15 protein-coding genes are annotated in these 17,056 nt (G+C 58.0%); 12 read left to right on the forward strand and 3 right to left on the reverse strand.

The genetic code is table 11. From position 1 onward, the window contains the following. Nucleotides 1–86 precede the first annotated feature (86 nt). Nucleotides 87–1,622: a murein biosynthesis integral membrane protein MurJ gene (gene murJ, locus SPE70_RS09025; RefSeq protein WP_008805976.1), complete on the forward strand. Its 1,536-nt coding sequence runs from the start codon at nt 87–89 to the stop codon at nt 1,620–1,622. A gap of 53 nt (nt 1,623–1,675) precedes the next feature. Here the strand turns inward: murJ and SPE70_RS09030 are convergent, their stop codons facing one another. Then, complete coding sequence (locus SPE70_RS09030; RefSeq protein WP_008805977.1) at nt 1,676–2,890, reverse strand: MFS transporter; 1,215 nt, start codon at nt 2,888–2,890, stop codon at nt 1,676–1,678. A gap of 16 nt (nt 2,891–2,906) precedes the next feature. Here SPE70_RS09030 and SPE70_RS09035 point away from each other — a divergent pair, with 16 nt between their 5' ends. Then, complete coding sequence (locus tag SPE70_RS09035) at nt 2,907–3,935, forward strand: LysR family transcriptional regulator (protein WP_168443358.1); 1,029 nt, start codon at nt 2,907–2,909, stop codon at nt 3,933–3,935. A 38-nt stretch (nt 3,936–3,973) separates the two neighbouring features. Here SPE70_RS09035 and rne read toward each other — a convergent pair whose 3' ends face one another. After that, nucleotides 3,974–7,213, reverse strand: a complete 3,240-nt coding sequence (gene rne / locus SPE70_RS09040) for a ribonuclease E (RefSeq protein WP_064170206.1) — start codon at nt 7,211–7,213, stop codon at nt 3,974–3,976. 699 nt (nt 7,214–7,912) lie between these two features. Between rne and rluC the strand changes: the two genes are divergently transcribed. Continuing rightward, the gene (gene rluC, locus SPE70_RS09045; protein ID WP_012542245.1) at nt 7,913–8,866 is read left to right on the forward strand and encodes a 23S rRNA pseudouridine(955/2504/2580) synthase RluC; all 954 of its coding nucleotides are present in this window, start codon (nt 7,913–7,915) and stop codon (nt 8,864–8,866) included. A 37-nt stretch (nt 8,867–8,903) separates the two neighbouring features. Here the strand turns inward: rluC and SPE70_RS09050 are convergent, their stop codons facing one another. Further along, nucleotides 8,904–9,488, reverse strand: coding sequence for a Maf family protein (locus SPE70_RS09050; RefSeq protein WP_008805982.1), 585 nt, complete (start codon nt 9,486–9,488; stop codon nt 8,904–8,906). A gap of 141 nt (nt 9,489–9,629) precedes the next feature. Between SPE70_RS09050 and yceD the strand changes: the two genes are divergently transcribed. From yceD to pabC, 9 genes are all read left to right on the forward strand, one after another. Further along, nucleotides 9,630–10,151, forward strand: a complete 522-nt coding sequence (gene yceD / locus SPE70_RS09055) for a 23S rRNA accumulation protein YceD (protein WP_008805983.1) — start codon at nt 9,630–9,632, stop codon at nt 10,149–10,151. Nucleotides 10,152–10,167: 16 nt separating this feature from the next. Then, nucleotides 10,168–10,341 (forward strand): 50S ribosomal protein L32, encoded by a 174-nt coding sequence (gene rpmF / locus SPE70_RS09060; RefSeq protein WP_000290724.1) that lies wholly within the window; start codon nt 10,168–10,170, stop codon nt 10,339–10,341. A 203-nt stretch (nt 10,342–10,544) separates the two neighbouring features. Then, nucleotides 10,545–11,642 carry a phosphate acyltransferase PlsX gene (plsX, locus tag SPE70_RS09065; RefSeq protein ID WP_206778566.1) on the forward strand — a complete coding sequence of 366 codons (1,098 nt, stop codon included), beginning with the start codon at nt 10,545–10,547 and terminating at the stop codon, nt 11,640–11,642. A gap of 54 nt (nt 11,643–11,696) precedes the next feature. Then, a complete protein-coding gene (locus tag SPE70_RS09070) occupies nt 11,697–12,650 on the forward strand; it encodes a beta-ketoacyl-ACP synthase III (RefSeq protein ID WP_008805985.1) in 954 nt (317 codons plus the stop codon). Nucleotides 12,651–12,665: 15 nt separating this feature from the next. After that, nucleotides 12,666–13,595: an ACP S-malonyltransferase gene (gene fabD / locus SPE70_RS09075; RefSeq protein WP_012542242.1), complete on the forward strand. Its 930-nt coding sequence runs from the start codon at nt 12,666–12,668 to the stop codon at nt 13,593–13,595. 12 nt (nt 13,596–13,607) lie between these two features. Further along, complete coding sequence (gene fabG, locus SPE70_RS09080) at nt 13,608–14,342, forward strand: 3-oxoacyl-ACP reductase FabG (protein ID WP_002899294.1); 735 nt, start codon at nt 13,608–13,610, stop codon at nt 14,340–14,342. Nucleotides 14,343–14,552: 210 nt separating this feature from the next. Further along, entirely contained in the window at nt 14,553–14,789 is a 237-nt protein-coding gene (gene acpP / locus SPE70_RS09085) for an acyl carrier protein (protein WP_000103754.1), read from the forward strand. Between the two features lie 89 nt (nt 14,790–14,878). Then, nucleotides 14,879–16,120 (forward strand): beta-ketoacyl-ACP synthase II, encoded by a 1,242-nt coding sequence (gene fabF, locus SPE70_RS09090; protein WP_022065359.1) that lies wholly within the window; start codon nt 14,879–14,881, stop codon nt 16,118–16,120. Between the two features lie 125 nt (nt 16,121–16,245). Continuing rightward, nucleotides 16,246–17,055: an aminodeoxychorismate lyase gene (pabC, locus tag SPE70_RS09095; protein WP_012542240.1), complete on the forward strand. Its 810-nt coding sequence runs from the start codon at nt 16,246–16,248 to the stop codon at nt 17,053–17,055. Nucleotide 17,056: the final 1 nt, after the last annotated feature.

Genomic DNA, 17,056 nt, shown 5'->3' on the forward strand with positions numbered 1-17,056 from the left:
ATTCATATTGAACCCGGTAGACTATCGCCACTTTCCAGCGCCCGCATTTGCGGGCGTTTTACTCCAGGGTTTGGAATAACAGCGTAATGAATCTTTTAAAATCACTGGCGGCCGTCAGTTCGATGACCATGTTTTCGCGCGTGCTGGGCTTTGCCCGCGATGCGATTGTGGCGCGCATTTTTGGTGCCGGGATGGCGACCGATGCCTTTTTTGTCGCCTTCAAACTGCCTAATCTGCTGCGGCGTATTTTTGCCGAAGGCGCCTTCTCGCAGGCGTTTGTGCCGATCCTTGCCGAATATAAAAGCAAGCAGGGCGAAGATGCCACCCGGGTGTTTGTCTCGTATGTCTCCGGATTACTGACCCTGGCCCTGGCGATCGTCACCGTTATCGGGATGCTGGCGGCGCCGTGGGTGATCACCATCACCGCCCCCGGGTTTGCTGATACCGCCGATAAATTTGCGCTGACCACCCAATTGCTGCGCATTACCTTCCCCTATATTTTGCTGATCTCCCTGGCCTCGCTGGTGGGGGCGATCCTCAATACCTGGAACCGTTTCTCGGTGCCGGCCTTTGCCCCGACGTTCCTCAACGTCAGCATGATTGGCTTTGCGCTGTTTGCCGCGCCGTACTTCCATCCGCCGGTGCTGGCGCTGGCCTGGGCGGTGACGGTCGGCGGCGTGCTGCAGCTGGCCTACCAGTTGCCGCACCTGAAGAAGATTGGCATGCTGGTTCTGCCCAGAATTAATCTGAAAGATGCTGGCGCGATGCGGGTAGTGAAGCAGATGGGGCCGGCGATCCTTGGCGTGTCGGTAAGCCAGATCTCCCTCATCATCAATACCATCTTCGCCTCGTTTCTCGTGTCGGGATCGGTGTCATGGATGTACTATGCCGACCGTCTGATGGAGTTTCCGTCAGGTGTCCTGGGCGTGGCGCTTGGCACCATCCTGCTGCCGTCGTTGTCGAAAAGCTTCGCCAGTGGTAACCATGACGAGTATTGCCGCCTGATGGACTGGGGCCTTCGACTCTGCTTCCTGCTGGCGCTGCCGAGCGCGGTGGCGCTGGGGATCCTCGCTAAACCGCTGACCGTGGCCCTGTTCCAGTACGGTAAATTCAGCGCCTTTGACGCGGCGATGACCCAGCGCGCGCTGGTGGCCTATTCCGTGGGACTGATGGGGCTTATCGTGGTGAAAGTGCTGGCGCCGGGCTTCTATTCCCGTCAGGACATCAAAACGCCGGTGAAAATTGCCATTGTCACCCTGATTATGACCCAGGTGATGAACCTGGCGTTTATCGGCCCGCTCAAGCACGCGGGCCTGTCACTGTCCATCGGGCTGGCGGCCTGCCTGAACGCCGCGCTGCTCTACTGGCAACTGCGTAAACAGAAAATTTTCACCCCACAGCCCGGCTGGCTGACTTTCCTGCTGCGTCTGGTCGCGGCGGTGGTGGTGATGGCCGCGGCGCTGCTGGGCGTCATGCATCTCATGCCGGAGTGGTCTCAGGGGACGATGCCGTTCCGCCTGATGCGCCTGCTGGTGGTGGTGGTCGCCGGAGTAGTGGCTTATTTCGCTACGCTACTGGTGTTGGGCTTCCGCGTAAAAGAGTTTGCCCGTCGCACAGCGTAAGCCATTGCGAGGGAAAGAGGAAACCCGCTTCGCTCAGGCGAAGCGGGTTTTTTTTATGATGTGCGGCGTTCGGCTGCGATGAGGCGCGCATTCTCCAGCAGGCGGATCGCCAGGGCAATTGCCCCGCTGACGACGGCGAGGGTGACCACTCCGTTCCAGCCCGCCAGCACGTACAACTTGCTGCCCAGCACCGACCCCAGCGACATCCCGATAAAGACCACGGTGAACAGCAGAGCGTTCAGGCGGCCACGGGCCTGCGGCTCCAGGCTGTAAACCAGGTTCTGATGTGCCACCAGGCTTGACTGCAGGCCGAGATCGAAGCCAATAGCCGAGAGAGCAATCAGCGCCAGCTGGCCATGCAGAGGGAGCAGCGGCAGCATAAACATCAGGGCGAAGGAGAGGGTGACCAGCGCCGCGCCCATCTGAGTCACTTTACCGGCGCCAAACTTATCGGCCAGTCCGCCGGCCAGCGGTGCCGCCAGCGCCCCGGCGGCACCGGCGATACCAAAGCCACCCGCTACTGCGCTCCCCATGTGATAGTGTTCTGAGAGCATCACCGCCAGCGTCGACCAGAAAGCGCTAAAGGCGACAGAGAGCGCCCCCTGAGCCAGCGCAGCGCGGCGTAACGCCGGATAACGCAGCCACAGATGCGCCATTGAGGCCATCAGCTGCGGATAGCTCAGCGTCGAGTGAATGGCGAAGCGCGGCAGGACCCGCCACATCACCAGGCCAATCAGCGCCACGCTGACTGCAGCCGCCTGATACATCACCCGCCAGCCGAATACGGCGCCCACTACGCCGCTGACCGTCCTGGAAAGCAGGATCCCCAGCAGCAGCCCGGTCATCACCGTGCCCACCATTTTTCCCTGCTTGCCTGCCGGGGCGAGGATCGCCGCCGCCGGGACGATATCCTGCGCCATGGTGGCCGCCATACCGATCAGCAGACTGACCACCAGCAGTGAGGTGAGCTGGCCGGTAAGGCTGCACAGGAACAGCAGGATCGCCAGCATTGCGCTCTTCAGGAGGATCAGCCGGCGGCGATCGTGACGGTCGCCGAGCGGGAGCAGGAACAGAATGCCGAGCGCGTAGCCAGCCTGCGTCAGGGTAGGAACCAGCCCCATCCCTTCTACCGACAGATGGAGGTTGGCGCCCATCAGCGGCAGTAGCGGCTGCGCATAATAGATAGAGGCGACGCTAAAGCCGGCGCCGAGCGCGAGAATGAAGATAATCCAGCCTGCGTCGCGGGTGGAAAGGGAAGTCGGTGTCATGATCAGTACCTCATAGATGCGATGGCGCTATTTTTCCCTGAATGCAGCTGGCGCGGTAGCCGGGCTGGTGATAAAACGGTTATACGTAGCACGTATAGGCAAAAGAAAAATGAAAAGACAGGAGCGTATAGACCGCATTGAGCTGATGCGCACCTATATTCGTATTATAGAGGCCGGCTCACTCTCCGCCGCCGCGGGGCAGATGGATACCACCCAGGCAACCGTCAGCCGCCGCCTGCAGTCCCTGGAAGGACTGCTGGGGGTGAAGTTGATCCTGCGCACCACTCATGCGATGAAGCTCACTGACGATGGCGAACGCTGTTATCGCCATGCCCGTCAGGTCGTGGACGCCTGGCTGGCGCTGGAGGATGATCTGCGTATTGCCGACGATCAGCCCGTGGGGGTGCTGCGGGTACGGGCGCCCCATGCTTTTGGCCAGCAACAGCTGCTGGCGCCGCTGGTCGCATTTCTGCAGCGTCATCCGCAACTGTCGGTCGAGTGGATGCTGAATGATAATACCGTCGACTTTCTCAGCGATAATATCGACTGCGCCATCCGCGTTGGCGCGGAGGTGGATCCGGCCACGGTATCCGTGCTGCTGGCGGAAGTGCCGCGCTGCGTGGTGGCTTCCCCTGAACTCCTGGCGAAGTACCCGCCGTTAACCTCGCTGGAGGCGCTATCCGGCCTGCCGTGGATCGCCATTAATACCTTTTATCAGCATGAGGTACGGCTCCGGCATCTGGAAAGTGGGCAAATCGTCTCGACGGCCATCACCCCCTGCCTGAGCACTGACAGCCTGTACGTCGCGCGAAATACCGCGCTGGCGGGGCTGGGGGTGGCGATGGTGTCCAGCTGGACAGTCGTGGAGGATATTGCCGCCGGACGGCTGATTGAGCTGTTCCCGCAGTGGCGTCCCGCCTCGCTACCGGTTCATCTGGTTTATCCCTGGGCGCGCTATTATCCGACACGCCTGCGTAAGTTCCTTGACCTGATGCGGGAGATCATGCCGGATCTGGCCGGGATGCAGCGTCCGCAAAGCGCATAAAAAAACCGGCCAGAGGCCGGTTTTTTTATTAAGCACGCTTATTCGACGGGCTGTGGGCGGGTCGGTTCTGCGGTGGCTTTACGCGTCGCACTATGACCACCGGCGGCGCCTTTACCTTCAAAAGCGAACGGCGGGCGCACCCAGGTGCTGTGGCGCGGCGCTTCCGGGACATAGTCCGGAGCAGGCGCCCGGGTCATCGGCGCGGTAGCATGGCGATCGCCAGCCACAACCACGGGTTTGCTTACCGGCGTTTCAGCTTTGACCGGTTCGGCAGGGGCTGTTGGGGCGGCTTCGGTCACCGGTGCTTCCACCACGGTTTCCGTGGCCGGAACGATGGTTTCCACTGGCGCTTCAACGACAGGCGCCGTTTCCACCACTTCAGGTTCAACCGTGACCGGCTCGGCGTCGATCGTCACTGGCGCAATAGCCTGAGGCGCTTCGACAGCTGGCGCTTCGACCGGCGCTGGCTCGACAGCGGCTGGCTCGACAATTTCCGGAGTATCAACGATAACCGGCTCGGCGACTACGACAGGTTCGACGACCACCGGCTCAGCGGTAACGGGCTCCATGGTCGCCGGCTCGACGGTAACTGGCGCGGCAGTGACGGTTTCAACCACGGCAACCGGTGTCGCAACAGCCTCGATGGCTTCAATGGCGCTGGTGTCCTGAACCGGAACCTCTTCCGGCTGCTGGTCCTGCGGACGAACGACCGGGTAGCGGATCCAGACTTTACCGGAAGCCATCTCCGGCGAGGCGCAGGCGACGGTCAGCGGCATAGGCGACTGGGTCGGATAGCGTTCGTCACGATAGCGACGACGACGCTGACCGCTCACGCGCAGATGACGCGGGGAACGACGAGAGCGGCGCGGCATACCGTTGGCTTCACGGGATTCGCCGTTTTCATCGTGTTCCACTACGTTTTCCACTACCGCCGGCAGTTCGGCTTTCACCGGCTCGCTGCGCGGGGTGGCGACTTCAGCCACAATGGTCTCAGGCGCGATCTCGGCAGTCTGCTCGGCAACGGCTGACTCAATGCGTACTTTCTGGGAGAGCTGACGCGGTTTACGACGCGGCAGAGTCTGCACACGCTCTTCCTGCTCAGTCTCCTGTACTTCCGGCTCTTCACGCGTCTGCACCTTGGCTTCCTGCTGCGCCTGACGTTTATCGTCATTGCGGCGGCGGGAGCGTTCGCGGCGCGGCTGCTGCTCGTCGCGGGATTTGGCTTTGTCCGCGTCATCGCCGACGGTCTGGCGAGCATCACGCGCTTCTACGTTTTGCGGCTGCTTTTCGCGACGATTGCGACGGTTTTCTTCACGCGATTCGCGCGGCTCACGACCCTCGGCATTGTCCGCACGGGTGTCGCGATTGTCACGGTTATCGCGGTTGTCACGATTGTCGCGGTTATCACGGCGATCGTTGCGGTCGTTGCGATCGCGGCGGTTGTTGCTCCGCGGTTTACGGCGCTCCTGCTGACGCTCCGGTTTTTCTTCTGCTTTCTTCTCGACCGGAACTTCAACCGGCTTGGCTTCTTCAGTGCCAGAGAAGATATTTTTCAGCGCGCTGAAGAAGCGTGAGAGTAGTCCCGGCTGGGCCGGCGCGGCGGCCGCGACCGGGGCAGCGGCGACCGCAGGGGCAGCCACAGGCTCTTCCAGCATCGGTGCCGGTGGGGCGTCAGGCATCACAAAGGCGGCCAGCGCAGGCTGCTCCGGACGTTTACGTTCTGCTGGCTCCTCGTCACCAGGCAGCGCCATCTCTTCTTCATGCAGCTTCGGCAGCAGATAGCTCAGCGTTGAGGTCTCTTCACCTTTACGCACGCGCAGGACGGAGTAGTGCGGCGTCTGCATCTCGTCGTTTGGCACGATAATGACGCGGACATCGCCCTGACGGGATTCGATTGCGCTCACTGCGGCACGTTTTTCGTTCAGCAGATAAGAGGCGATCGGTACCGGAACGATGGCGTGGACTTCTTTGGTGTTCTCTTTCAGCGCCTCTTCTTCAATCAGACGCAGAATAGAGAGCGACAGCGATTCGTTATCACGCACGGTACCGGTGCCGGAGCAGCGCGGGCAGACGTGATGGCTGGATTCGCCCAGCGACGGGCTCAGGCGCTGGCGAGACATCTCCAGCAGGCCGAAGCGCGAAATATGACTAATCTGAATGCGCGCGCGGTCCTGACGAACGGCTTCACGCAGACGGTTTTCCACCGCACGCTGGTGGCGAACCGGGGTCATATCGATGAAGTCGATAACGATCAAGCCGCCGAGGTCGCGCAGACGCAGCTGGCGGGCAATCTCGTCAGCCGCTTCAAGGTTGGTATTGAAGGCTGTCTCTTCGATATCGCCGCCGCGGGTGGCGCGGGCGGAGTTGATATCGATCGCGGTCAGCGCTTCGGTGCTGTCGATAACGATAGACCCGCCGGAAGGCAGGCGCACTTCACGCTGGAAGGCGGACTCAATTTGCGATTCAATCTGATAATGGCTGAACAGCGGGATTTCACCGGTGTACAGTTTGATTTTGCTGCTGAAATCCGGACGACCCAGTGCGGCGATATGCTGGCGCGCCAGCTCGAGCACTTTCGGGTTATCGATCAGGATTTCGCCGATGTCCTGGCGCAGATAATCGCGGAATGCGCGGACAATCACGTTGCTTTCCTGGTGGATCAGGAACGGCGCCGGACGGCTTTCCGCGGCTTTCTGAATCGCTTCCCAGTGCTTCAGGCGGAAGCTCAGGTCCCACTGCAGGGCTTCGGCAGATTTGCCGACGCCAGCGGTGCGAACGATAAGACCCATGCCGTCCGGAAGCTCCAGGCTCGCCAGCGCTTCTTTCAGTTCAGTGCGGTCGTCGCCCTCGATACGGCGGGAAATTCCCCCCGCGCGCGGGTTGTTCGGCATCAGGACCAGATAGCTGCCTGCCAGGCTGATAAAGGTGGTGAGCGCAGCGCCTTTGTTGCCGCGTTCTTCTTTATCAATCTGCACGATAACTTCCTGACCTTCACGCAGCACGTCTTTGATATTAGGACGACCGTGCGCATTGTAGTTAGCGGGGAAGTATTCGCGGGCGATTTCTTTGAGGGGGAGGAAACCATGACGCTCGGCGCCGTAATCGACAAACGCGGCTTCAAGGCTAGGTTCAATGCGGGTGATTTTGCCTTTGTAGATGTTCGCTTTTTTCTGTTCGTGCCCGGGGCTTTCGATATCCAGGTCGTACAGGCGCTGCCCATCAACAAGGGCGACGCGCAACTCTTCCTGCTGAGTTGCGTTGATTAACATTCTTTTCATCGTAACTTACTCATTATTCTTACATTGACGACTAAGCTGCGGGCAGAGTAATGCCTTTCCGGGGGAAAACCGATGGCCTCGTGTCTGGTTCACGTCGCCAACCTCACGGTTGTCGCGCGCTTAAGAGGCGCAGAGTGTCGGTCGCCTGTGTTTCAAACGGAAACACAGCGCAATTATTCAGGGGAACAGCCTGGGATGTATCACCAGAGAATATTCCATTTATACTCGTCGTCTTTCGCGTTGCAGGCATGGTGGCTTAACCTGCTCACCTCGATCAAGGGATCCAGATGAGCTCCCGGGAGTCCCGGAGTTGACGCCTTCCTGCGACTTGAAATCCATAGAGCCTGTACCGGTAAGGACTGCAACCCGCAGCCCGCTAACTGTCTGAAAGATCACAACGTCTTACGCCATTGCTGCGTGGGCGATCGGTCAGACAAAATTGGTCATTCCGCTAATGTCTTGTTCTAACAAGATGCAATACGGAAAACGGTCTCATTATTCCATTGCTAACCTTGTTATAGCAAGTTGACTTTCACCTTTTATCACCCGGTTACTCACAGTTTTATCACCTGCCCATACAGATTGTTCTAATAACAAACAAAATGGCGGTCAGGTAAACCGTGAAAACAGGATAATGATAAATATAAGCATATAAAAATGAGTGGCGCTAATGCGTCCGGCTATTTAGAATCGCGCACCATGAAAACTGAGACCCCAACCGTAAAAATGGTTGCCATTGCTGCTGATGAAGCGGGGCAACGTATCGACAACTTTTTGCGTACCCAATTGAAAGGTGTACCGAAGAGCATGATTTATCGCATCCTGCGTAAAGGCGAGGTGCGGGTAAACAAAAAGCGCGTGAAGCCGGAGTATAAGCTGGAAGCGGGTGATGAAGTCCGTATCCCGCCGGTGCGCGTGGCGGAGCGTGAAGAAGAGGCGGTATCGCCGCATCTGCAGAAAGTGGCCGCGCTCTCTGAGGTGATCCTCTATGAAGACGATCATATTCTGGTACTCAACAAACCTTCCGGTACTGCGGTACACGGCGGCAGCGGACTGAGCTTTGGCGTGATTGAAGGGCTGCGCGCCCTGCGCCCGGAGGCACGTTTCCTTGAGCTGGTGCATCGTCTCGACCGCGATACCTCCGGCGTGCTGCTGGTGGCGAAAAAGCGCTCGGCGCTGCGTTCGCTGCACGAGCAGCTGCGCGATAAAGGCATGCAGAAAGACTACCTGGCGCTGGTGCGCGGCCAGTGGCAGTCGCATACCAAAGTGGTCCAGGCCCCGCTGTTGAAGAATATTCTGCAGAGTGGGGAGCGTATCGTTCGCGTGAGTCAGGAAGGCAAGCCGTCGGAGACGCGCTTTAAAGTGGAAGAGCGTTACGAATTCGCCACGCTGGTGCGCTGCAGCCCGGTCACCGGCCGCACGCATCAGATCCGCGTTCATACCCAGTATGCCGGGCATCCTATCGCTTTTGACGATCGCTATGGCGACCGCGAGTTCGACAAGCAGCTGTCCGGTACCGGCTTAAACCGCCTGTTCCTGCACGCGGCGGCGCTGAAGTTTACCCACCCGGGGAGCGGGGAGGTGATGCGCGTTGAGGCGCCGCTGGATAACCAGCTGAAGCACTGTTTACAGGTGCTACGTAAGAGCAAATAAGCGCAACGGCGGAATCAGTTCCGCCGTTTTTTTTGCTTTAGCCTAACAGCGGATTGTTATTCTCGCGGCGCAGCATCTGACAGAGCGCGATTAAGGGTAAACCGACCAGAGTGTTCGGGTCGCGGCCTTCCAGTCGTTCAAATAGCGTAATCCCTAACCCCTCGCTCTTGAAACTCCCGGCGCATTGCAGCGGGTTCTCTTTGCGGACGTAGCCTTCAATCTCTTTATCGCTGAGATGGCGAAAGTGAACGTCAAAGGGCTCGCATTCGGTTTGCAGATGGCCGGTGGCGGAGTTGTATAGCGCCAGACCGGTATAAAAGGTGACGATGGTCCCGCTGGCCTTTCGCAACTGCCGGCGGGCATTTTCTTCGGTGTGCGGTTTGCCGGTGATTTCACCGTCTAATACGCAAACCTGATCGGAGCCTATAATAAGGTGGTGCGGATAGCGGGAGGCCAGGCTTTGCGCTTTGGCTTGCGCCAGTCGGGCGACAAGTTGACGCGCGGATTCTTCCGGCAACGGCGTTTCGTCAACGTCAGGCGCGGCACATTCAAACGGTAACCCCAGTTTTTCCAGCAGCATGCGCCGCCAGGGAGAGGTTGACGCGAGGATAAGTTCAGACATATTTTTTCATCCACATATAGCGCTTCGCAGAGCATCATCTTAAACTATGCGCCGCAATGTGTGCGAATAAATGGCAAAAGGCAACCTGAGGCTGCCTTTTTCTTTGACTCTATGACATTACAAAGTTAATATGCGCGCCCTATGCAAAAGGTAAAATTACCCCTGACTCTTGATCCGGTCCGCACGGCTCAAAAACGCCTTGATTACGAAGGCATCTATGCCCGCGATCAGGTTGAACGTGTAGCCGATTCTGTAGTCAGCGTGGACAGCGATGTGGAATGCAGCATGTCGTTCGCTATCGATAACCAGCGTCTCGCCGTCATCACTGGCGATGCAAAGGTGACGGTAACCCTCGAATGCCAGCGTTGCGGGAAACCGTTCCCTCATCACGTCCACACCACGTATTGTTTTAGCCCCGTCAGAAATGACGAACAGGCCGAAGCACTACCGGAAGCGTATGAGCCGATTGAGGTTAACGAATTCGGTGAAATCGACCTGCAGGCAATGGTCGAGGATGAAATTATCCTCTCCCTGCCCGTAGTTCCGGTGCATGATTCTGAACACTGTGAAGTGTCCGACGCGGACATGGTCTTTGGCGAACTGCCTGAAGAGGCACAAAAACCAAACCCATTTGCCGTATTAGCCAGCTTAAAGCGTAAGTAATTGAGGAGTAAGGTCCATGGCCGTACAACAGAATAAACCAACCCGTTCCAAACGTGGCATGCGTCGTTCCCATGACGCGCTGACCGCAGTCACCAGCCTGTCTGTAGACAAAACTTCTGGTGAGAAACACCTGCGTCACCACATCACTGCCGACGGTTTCTACCGCGGTCGCAAGGTTATCGCTAAGTAATCACGCGATACTCGCAGGATTTCCCGTTGCAGGCCATGGCGGGCGTGTGCGTCCCTGGACATTCGGTTAACCCGATCACCAGGGGCATCAATGCCCGAATTGTTGCGTCTGCAGCGTGAACATTCGCGAGTGCCAGCGTGATGAAGCTTAGTGAGGACTCCCCGGGCAACTGGGGAATCACCGAACCGGGCAGCGACGATACCTTGACACGTCTAACCCTGGCGTTAGATGTCATGGGGGGCGATTTTGGCCCATCCGTGACGGTGCCTGCAGCACTGCAGGCACTGAACTCTAATTCGCAACTCACACTTCTTTTAGTCGGCGACCCCGACGCCATCACGCCATTACTTGCCAAAGCTGACTTCGAACAACGTTCGCGTCTGCAGATTATTCCTGCGCAGTCAGTTATTGCCAGTGATGCGCGACCCGCACAGGCTATCCGCAGCAGTCGCGGAAGCTCAATGCGCGTGGCGCTGGAGCTTGTGAAAGAAGGGCGGGCGGAAGCCTGCGTCAGCGCCGGCAACACCGGCGCGCTGATGGGACTGGCGAAACTGTTGCTCAAACCGATCGAAGGTATTGAGCGGCCGGCGCTGGTGACGGTTCTGCCGCACCAGCAGAAGGGCAAAACCGTGGTGCTGGATCTCGGCGCCAACGTCGATTGCGACAGCACGATGCTGGTGCAGTTCGCCGTCATGGGCTCGGTGCTGGCGGAGGAAGTGGTTGGCATGACCAACCCGCGCGTCGCCTTGCTGAATATCGGCGAAGAAGAGATGAAAGGCCTCAGCAGCATTCGCGATGCTGCCGCAGTGCTGAAAACGCTGCCTTCCCTCAACTACATCGGCTATCTTGAAGCCAATGAACTGTTGACCGGAAAAACCGATGTGCTGGTTTGTGATGGATTCACGGGCAACGTCACATTAAAAACCATGGAAGGTGTTGTCAGAATGTTCCTTTCACTGCTGAAATCTCAGGGAGAGGGCAAAAAACGGTCGTGGTGGCTGCTGTTATTAAAACGTTGGTTACAAAAAAGCCTGGCGAGGCGATTCAGTCACCTCAACCCCGACCAGTATAATGGCGCCTGTCTGTTAGGATTGCGCGGTTCCGTGATCAAGAGTCATGGTGCTGCCAATCAACGCGCCTTTAGCGTCGCGATAGAGCAGGCAGTGCAGGCGGTGCAGCGGCAAATTCCTCAACGGATCGCCGCGCGCCTGGAATCTTTATACCCAGCTGGTTTCGCGCTGCCGGAAAGCGACAGTGACGTGAACTCCCGACAGCAAAGCGGGACGAATGGCCACGATTGACGCCGCGGCAGGTTGAAAGAGGCGGGTATATTACCCAAGAGTGACTGAGCGTACATGTATACGAAGATTATTGGTACCGGCAGCTATCTGCCCGAGCAAGTGCGTACAAACGCCGACCTGGAAAAAATGGTAGAGACCTCTGACGAGTGGATTGTCACCCGCACAGGTATCCGTGAGCGTCGTATTGCCGCAGCGCATGAAACAGTTGCTACGATGGGCTTTGAAGCCGCAAAGCAGGCGCTGGCGATGGCGGGCGTGTCCGCGGAGCAGATTGGTCTGATTATCGTTGCGACCACCTCCGGCACGCACGCGTTTCCGAGTTCGGCATGCCAGATCCAGTCTATGCTGGGCGTTAAGGGTTGCCCGGCGTTTGATGTCGCGGCCGCCTGCGCCGGTTTCACCTATGCGCTGAGCGTCGCCGATCAGTACGTGAAGAACGGCGCGGTGGATTATGCGCTGGTGATTGGCGCCGATGTGCTGGCGCGTACTTGCGATCCCACCGATCGCGGCACGATCATTATTTTCGGTGACGGCGCGGGCGCGGTAGTGCTTGGCGCGTCTGAAGAGCCAGGCATTATCTCGACGCATCTGCATGCTGACGGCAGCTATGGCGAACTGCTGACCCTGCCGAACGCCGATCGCGTCGATCCGGAAAACCCGATCTATCTGACGATGGCCGGCAATGAAGTCTTCAAAGTGGCGGTCACCGAGCTGGCGCACATCGTTGATGAAACGCTGGCAGCGAATAATCTTGAACGTTCAGCGCTGGACTGGCTGGTGCCGCACCAGGCAAACCTGCGTATTATCAGCGCGACGGCGAAGAAACTGGGCATGTCGATGGATAACGTCGTTGTGACCCTCGACCGCCATGGCAACACCTCCGCGGCGTCAGTCCCTTGCGCGCTGGATGAAGCCGTTCGCGATGGCCGTATCCAACGCGGTCAGTTGATTCTGCTGGAAGCCTTTGGTGGCGGTTTCACCTGGGGTTCCGCGCTGGTTCGTTTTTAGTATAAGGATTTAAACATGACGCAATTTGCTTTTGTGTTCCCGGGACAAGGTTCCCAGGCCGTAGGCATGCTGGCCGATATGGCTGCCACCTGGCCGGTGATTGAAGAGACCTTCGGTGAAGCGTCCGCAGCGTTGGGTTACGATCTGTGGGCGCTGGCTCAACAGGGCCCGGCAGAAGAACTGAATAAAACCTGGCAGACTCAGCCGGCGCTGCTGACCGCCTCCGTGGCGCTATACCGCGTCTGGCAGCAGCAGGGCGGCAAAGCGCCGACCCTGCTGGCGGGCCACAGCCTCGGCGAATACTCCGCGCTGGTTTGCGCAGGGGTTATCGGTTTCGCTGATGCCGTTCGTCTGGTTGAACTGCGCGGGAAATTCATGCAGGAAGCCGTACCGGAAGGTACCGGCGCCATGTCCGCGATTATCGGCCTGGATGACGCATCTATCGCCAAAGCCTGTGAAGAATCGGCCGAAGGGCAGGTTGTCTCTCCGGTGAACTACAATTCCCCGGGCCAGGTGGTTATCGCCGGGCATAAAGAGGCCGTTGAACGCGCTGGCGCCGCTTGTAAAGCCGCCGGCGCCAAACGCGCGCTGCCGCTGCCGGTGAGCGTGCCGTCCCACTGCGCGCTGATGAAGCCAGCTGCAGAAAAACTGGCGCTGGAGTTGCAGAAAATTACCTTCAACGCGCCGACGATTCCGGTAGTGAATAACGTCGACGTGAAATGCGAAACCACGCCGGACGCCATTCGCGACGCGCTGGTACGCCAGCTGTACAGCCCGGTCCAGTGGACCAAAACCGTTGAGTTTATGGCGGCGCAGGGCGTAACGCATCTGTATGAAGTTGGCCCGGGTAAAGTCCTCACCGGCCTGACCAAACGTATTGTTGACACCCTGACCGCTTCCGCGCTTAACGAGCCGGCGGCGATGTCTGCGGCGCTTGAGCAATAAAAGAGGAAAACCATGAGTTTTGAAGGAAAAATCGCGCTGGTTACCGGTGCAAGCCGCGGTATTGGCCGTGCAATCGCTGAAACGCTCGTCGCTCGTGGCGCGAAAGTTATCGGTACTGCGACCAGCGAAAGCGGCGCGCAGGCCATCAGCGACTATTTAGGCGCCAACGGTAAAGGTCTGATGTTGAATGTGACCGACCCGGCATCTATTGAATCTGTTCTGGAAAATGTGCGCGCAGAGTTTGGCGAAGTGGATATCCTGGTGAATAATGCCGGGATCACTCGCGACAATCTGTTGATGCGCATGAAAGATGACGAGTGGAACGATATTATCGAAACCAACCTGTCATCGGTTTTCCGTCTGTCAAAAGCGGTAATGCGCGCTATGATGAAAAAGCGTCATGGACGTATTATCACTATCGGTTCTGTGGTTGGTACCATGGGAAATGCGGGTCAGGCCAACTACGCTGCGGCGAAAGCGGGTCTGATCGGCTTCAGTAAATCACTGGCGCGTGAAGTTGCGTCCCGCGGTATTACTGTAAACGTTGTTGCTCCGGGCTTTATTGAAACGGACATGACGCGTGCGCTGACCGATGAGCAGCGTGCGGGTACGCTGGCGGCAGTTCCTGCGGGGCGCCTTGGCACCCCAAATGAAATCGCCAGCGCGGTTGCATTTTTAGCCTCTGACGAAGCAAGTTACATCACTGGTGAAACGCTGCACGTCAACGGCGGAATGTACATGGTCTGACCGAGATTTGTGCAAAACGTTCAGGAACCGCGCACTTCGCACGGTTCCCTGTGCGGTTTTGTGCGAAAAGATTTGCGTTCTTAGGGCAAACGGCCTCAAAATAGCGCAAAATCGTGGTAAGACCTGCCGGGATTTAGTTGCAAATTTTTCAACATTTTATACACTACGAAAACCATCGCGAAAGCGAGTTTTGATAGGAAATTTAAGAGTATGAGCACTATCGAAGAACGCGTTAAGAAAATTATCGGCGAGCAGCTGGGCGTTAAGCAGGAAGAAGTTACCAACAATGCTTCCTTCGTTGAAGACCTGGGCGCTGATTCTCTTGACACCGTTGAGCTGGTAATGGCTCTGGAAGAAGAGTTTGATACTGAGATTCCGGACGAAGAAGCTGAGAAAATCACCACCGTTCAGGCTGCCATTGATTACATCAACGGCCACCAGGCGTAAGTGAACATCTCCAGGCGGTCATTCGACCGCCTGAGTTTTATCTTTTTATTGTCCCACAAGAATCTATTTTCCCTCCCTGGAGGACAAACGTGTCTAAGCGTCGTGTAGTTGTGACCGGACTGGGCATGTTGTCTCCTGTCGGCAATACCGTAGAGTCTACCTGGAAAGCTCTCCTTGCCGGTCAGAGTGGCATCAGCCTGATCGACCATTTCGATACTAGCGCCTATGCAACGAAATTTGCTGGCTTAGTAAAGGATTTTAACTGTGATGACATTATCTCGCGCAAAGAACAGCGCAAGATGGATGCCTTCATTCAATATGGAATTGTCGCTGGCGTTCAGGCCATGCAGGATTCTGGCCTTGAAGTGACGGAAGAGAATGCAACCCGTATTGGCGCCGCTATCGGCTCCGGTATTGGCGGTCTCGGCTTGATCGAAGAAAACCACAGTTCGCTGGTTAACGGCGGACCGCGTAAGATCAGCCCATTCTTCGTTCCTTCCACAATTGTTAACATGGTGGCCGGGCATCTGACCATCATGTTTGGTCTGCGTGGGCCAAGTATCTCTATCGCGACCGCGTGTACTTCAGGCGTGCACAACATCGGCCAGGCCGCGCGCATCATCGCCTATGGCGATGCCGATGCGATGGTGGCAGGCGGTGCGGAAAAAGCCAGTACCCCGCTTGGCGTGGGCGGCTTCGGCGCGGCGCGTGCGCTCTCCACGCGCAATGACAACCCGCAGGCGGCAAGCCGTCCGTGGGATAAAGATCGCGACGGCTTCGTGCTGGGCGACGGCGCGGGTATGGTGGTGCTGGAAGAGTACGAGCATGCTAAAAAACGCGGTGCCAAAATCTACGCCGAGATCGTTGGCTTCGGCATGAGCAGCGATGCTTACCACATGACGTCACCGCCGGAAGATGGTGCGGGCGCCGCGCTGGCGATGGTGAATGCCATTCGCGATGCGGGCATCGAACCGGGCCAGATTGGCTACGTCAACGCCCACGGCACCTCGACGCCGGCTGGCGATAAAGCAGAAGCGCAGGCCGTTAAGTCAGTCTTCGGTGATGCGGCGAACCGCGTCATGGTGAGCTCCACCAAATCCATGACCGGGCACCTGCTGGGCGCGGCAGGGGCCGTAGAGTCGATCTACTCTATCCTGGCGCTGCGCGACCAGGCGGTTCCGCCGACGATCAACCTCGACAACCCGGATGAGGGCTGCGACCTCGATTTCGTGCCACACGAAGCGCGTCAGGTTTCCGGTATGGAGTACACCCTGTGCAACTCCTTCGGTTTTGGCGGCACTAACGGTTCGCTGATCTTCAAGAAAGTGTGACAGGGCTTGCCCCGGTACTGCTTTAACAAAAGGCCCGTTCGTCGGGCCTTTTTTATTCGGCTTTCTCCGCTTGTCCTCTGCTCCGTGTCCTGAGACACTCACCGACCAGTGAAAAGGAGTCCTTTATGTTCTTGATAAATGGCGTTGAACAGGACACGCTGGCGGCGAACGATCGCGCCGCCCAGTTTGGCGACGGCTGTTTTACCACCGCCCGCATCCAGCAGGGGCAGGTTGCGCTACTGGACGCCCATCTGCAGCGTTTGCAGACAACCTGTGAAAAATTACAAATACCATTTCACGACTGGCTGACGCTGAGCGAAGAGATGCAGCGTCTGGCGCGGCCGCACGCGCAGGGCGTGTTGAAGGTGATCCTCACCCGCGGCGTTGGGGGAAGGGGATACAGTACGGCGGGCTGCGTGTCGCCCACCCGCATTCTCAGTGTCTCTCCATTCCCGGCGCATTATGCGCGCTGGCGGGAGGAGGGCATTACCCTGACCCAGAGCCCGGTGCCCCTGGGGCGCAACCCGTGGCTTGCCGGACTGAAGCATCTTAATCGCCTTGAGCAGGTACTGATCCGCTCTCATCTTGAGCAGACGGACGCCGATGAGGCGCTGGTCCTTGACAGTGACGGGTGGCTTACGGAATGCTGTGCCGCGAATTTATTCTGGCGTCAGGGACGGGATGTATTTACTCCGCGGCTCGATTACGCCGGGGTCAACGGCATTATGCGGCAGCGCTGTATCGCACAGCTGGCACCATCGGCGTTTCGCGTTGTCGAAGTGACAGCGCGTCCTGAGGTATTGCGTGAAGCCGATGAAGTGCTGATCTGCAATGCGCTGATGCCGCTGGTGCCGGTTCGTCGCTGGGAGGAGACCGTCTGGTCCTCGCGCGAGCTTTACCATTTTTTAGCCCCTTTGTGTGAGCTGTCTGGTTAGT

Origin of the sequence: Klebsiella sp. ZJOU C1, from assembly GCF_035620215.1 — a bacterium.
Taxonomy (GTDB): domain Bacteria; phylum Pseudomonadota; class Gammaproteobacteria; order Enterobacterales; family Enterobacteriaceae; genus Klebsiella; species Klebsiella variicola.

Excerpts from the sequence above, each read along its gene's own strand:
- murJ (WP_008805976.1), top strand. The coding sequence starts at position 87 with ATGAATCTTTTAAAATCACTGGCGGCCGTCAGTTCGATGACCATGTTT.
- SPE70_RS09030 (WP_008805977.1), bottom strand. The coding sequence starts at position 2,890 with ATGACACCGACTTCCCTTTCCACCCGCGACGCAGGCTGGATTATCTTC.
- SPE70_RS09035 (WP_168443358.1), top strand. The coding sequence starts at position 2,907 with ATGCGATGGCGCTATTTTTCCCTGAATGCAGCTGGCGCGGTAGCCGGG.
- rne (WP_064170206.1), bottom strand. The coding sequence starts at position 7,213 with ATGAAAAGAATGTTAATCAACGCAACTCAGCAGGAAGAGTTGCGCGTC.
- rluC (WP_012542245.1), top strand. The coding sequence starts at position 7,913 with ATGAAAACTGAGACCCCAACCGTAAAAATGGTTGCCATTGCTGCTGAT.
- SPE70_RS09050 (WP_008805982.1), bottom strand. The coding sequence starts at position 9,488 with ATGTCTGAACTTATCCTCGCGTCAACCTCTCCCTGGCGGCGCATGCTG.
- yceD (WP_008805983.1), top strand. The coding sequence starts at position 9,630 with ATGCAAAAGGTAAAATTACCCCTGACTCTTGATCCGGTCCGCACGGCT.
- rpmF (WP_000290724.1), top strand. The coding sequence starts at position 10,168 with ATGGCCGTACAACAGAATAAACCAACCCGTTCCAAACGTGGCATGCGT.
- SPE70_RS09070 (WP_008805985.1), top strand. The coding sequence starts at position 11,697 with ATGTATACGAAGATTATTGGTACCGGCAGCTATCTGCCCGAGCAAGTG.
- fabD (WP_012542242.1), top strand. The coding sequence starts at position 12,666 with ATGACGCAATTTGCTTTTGTGTTCCCGGGACAAGGTTCCCAGGCCGTA.
- fabG (WP_002899294.1), top strand. The coding sequence starts at position 13,608 with ATGAGTTTTGAAGGAAAAATCGCGCTGGTTACCGGTGCAAGCCGCGGT.
- acpP (WP_000103754.1), top strand. The coding sequence starts at position 14,553 with ATGAGCACTATCGAAGAACGCGTTAAGAAAATTATCGGCGAGCAGCTG.
- pabC (WP_012542240.1), top strand. The coding sequence starts at position 16,246 with ATGTTCTTGATAAATGGCGTTGAACAGGACACGCTGGCGGCGAACGAT.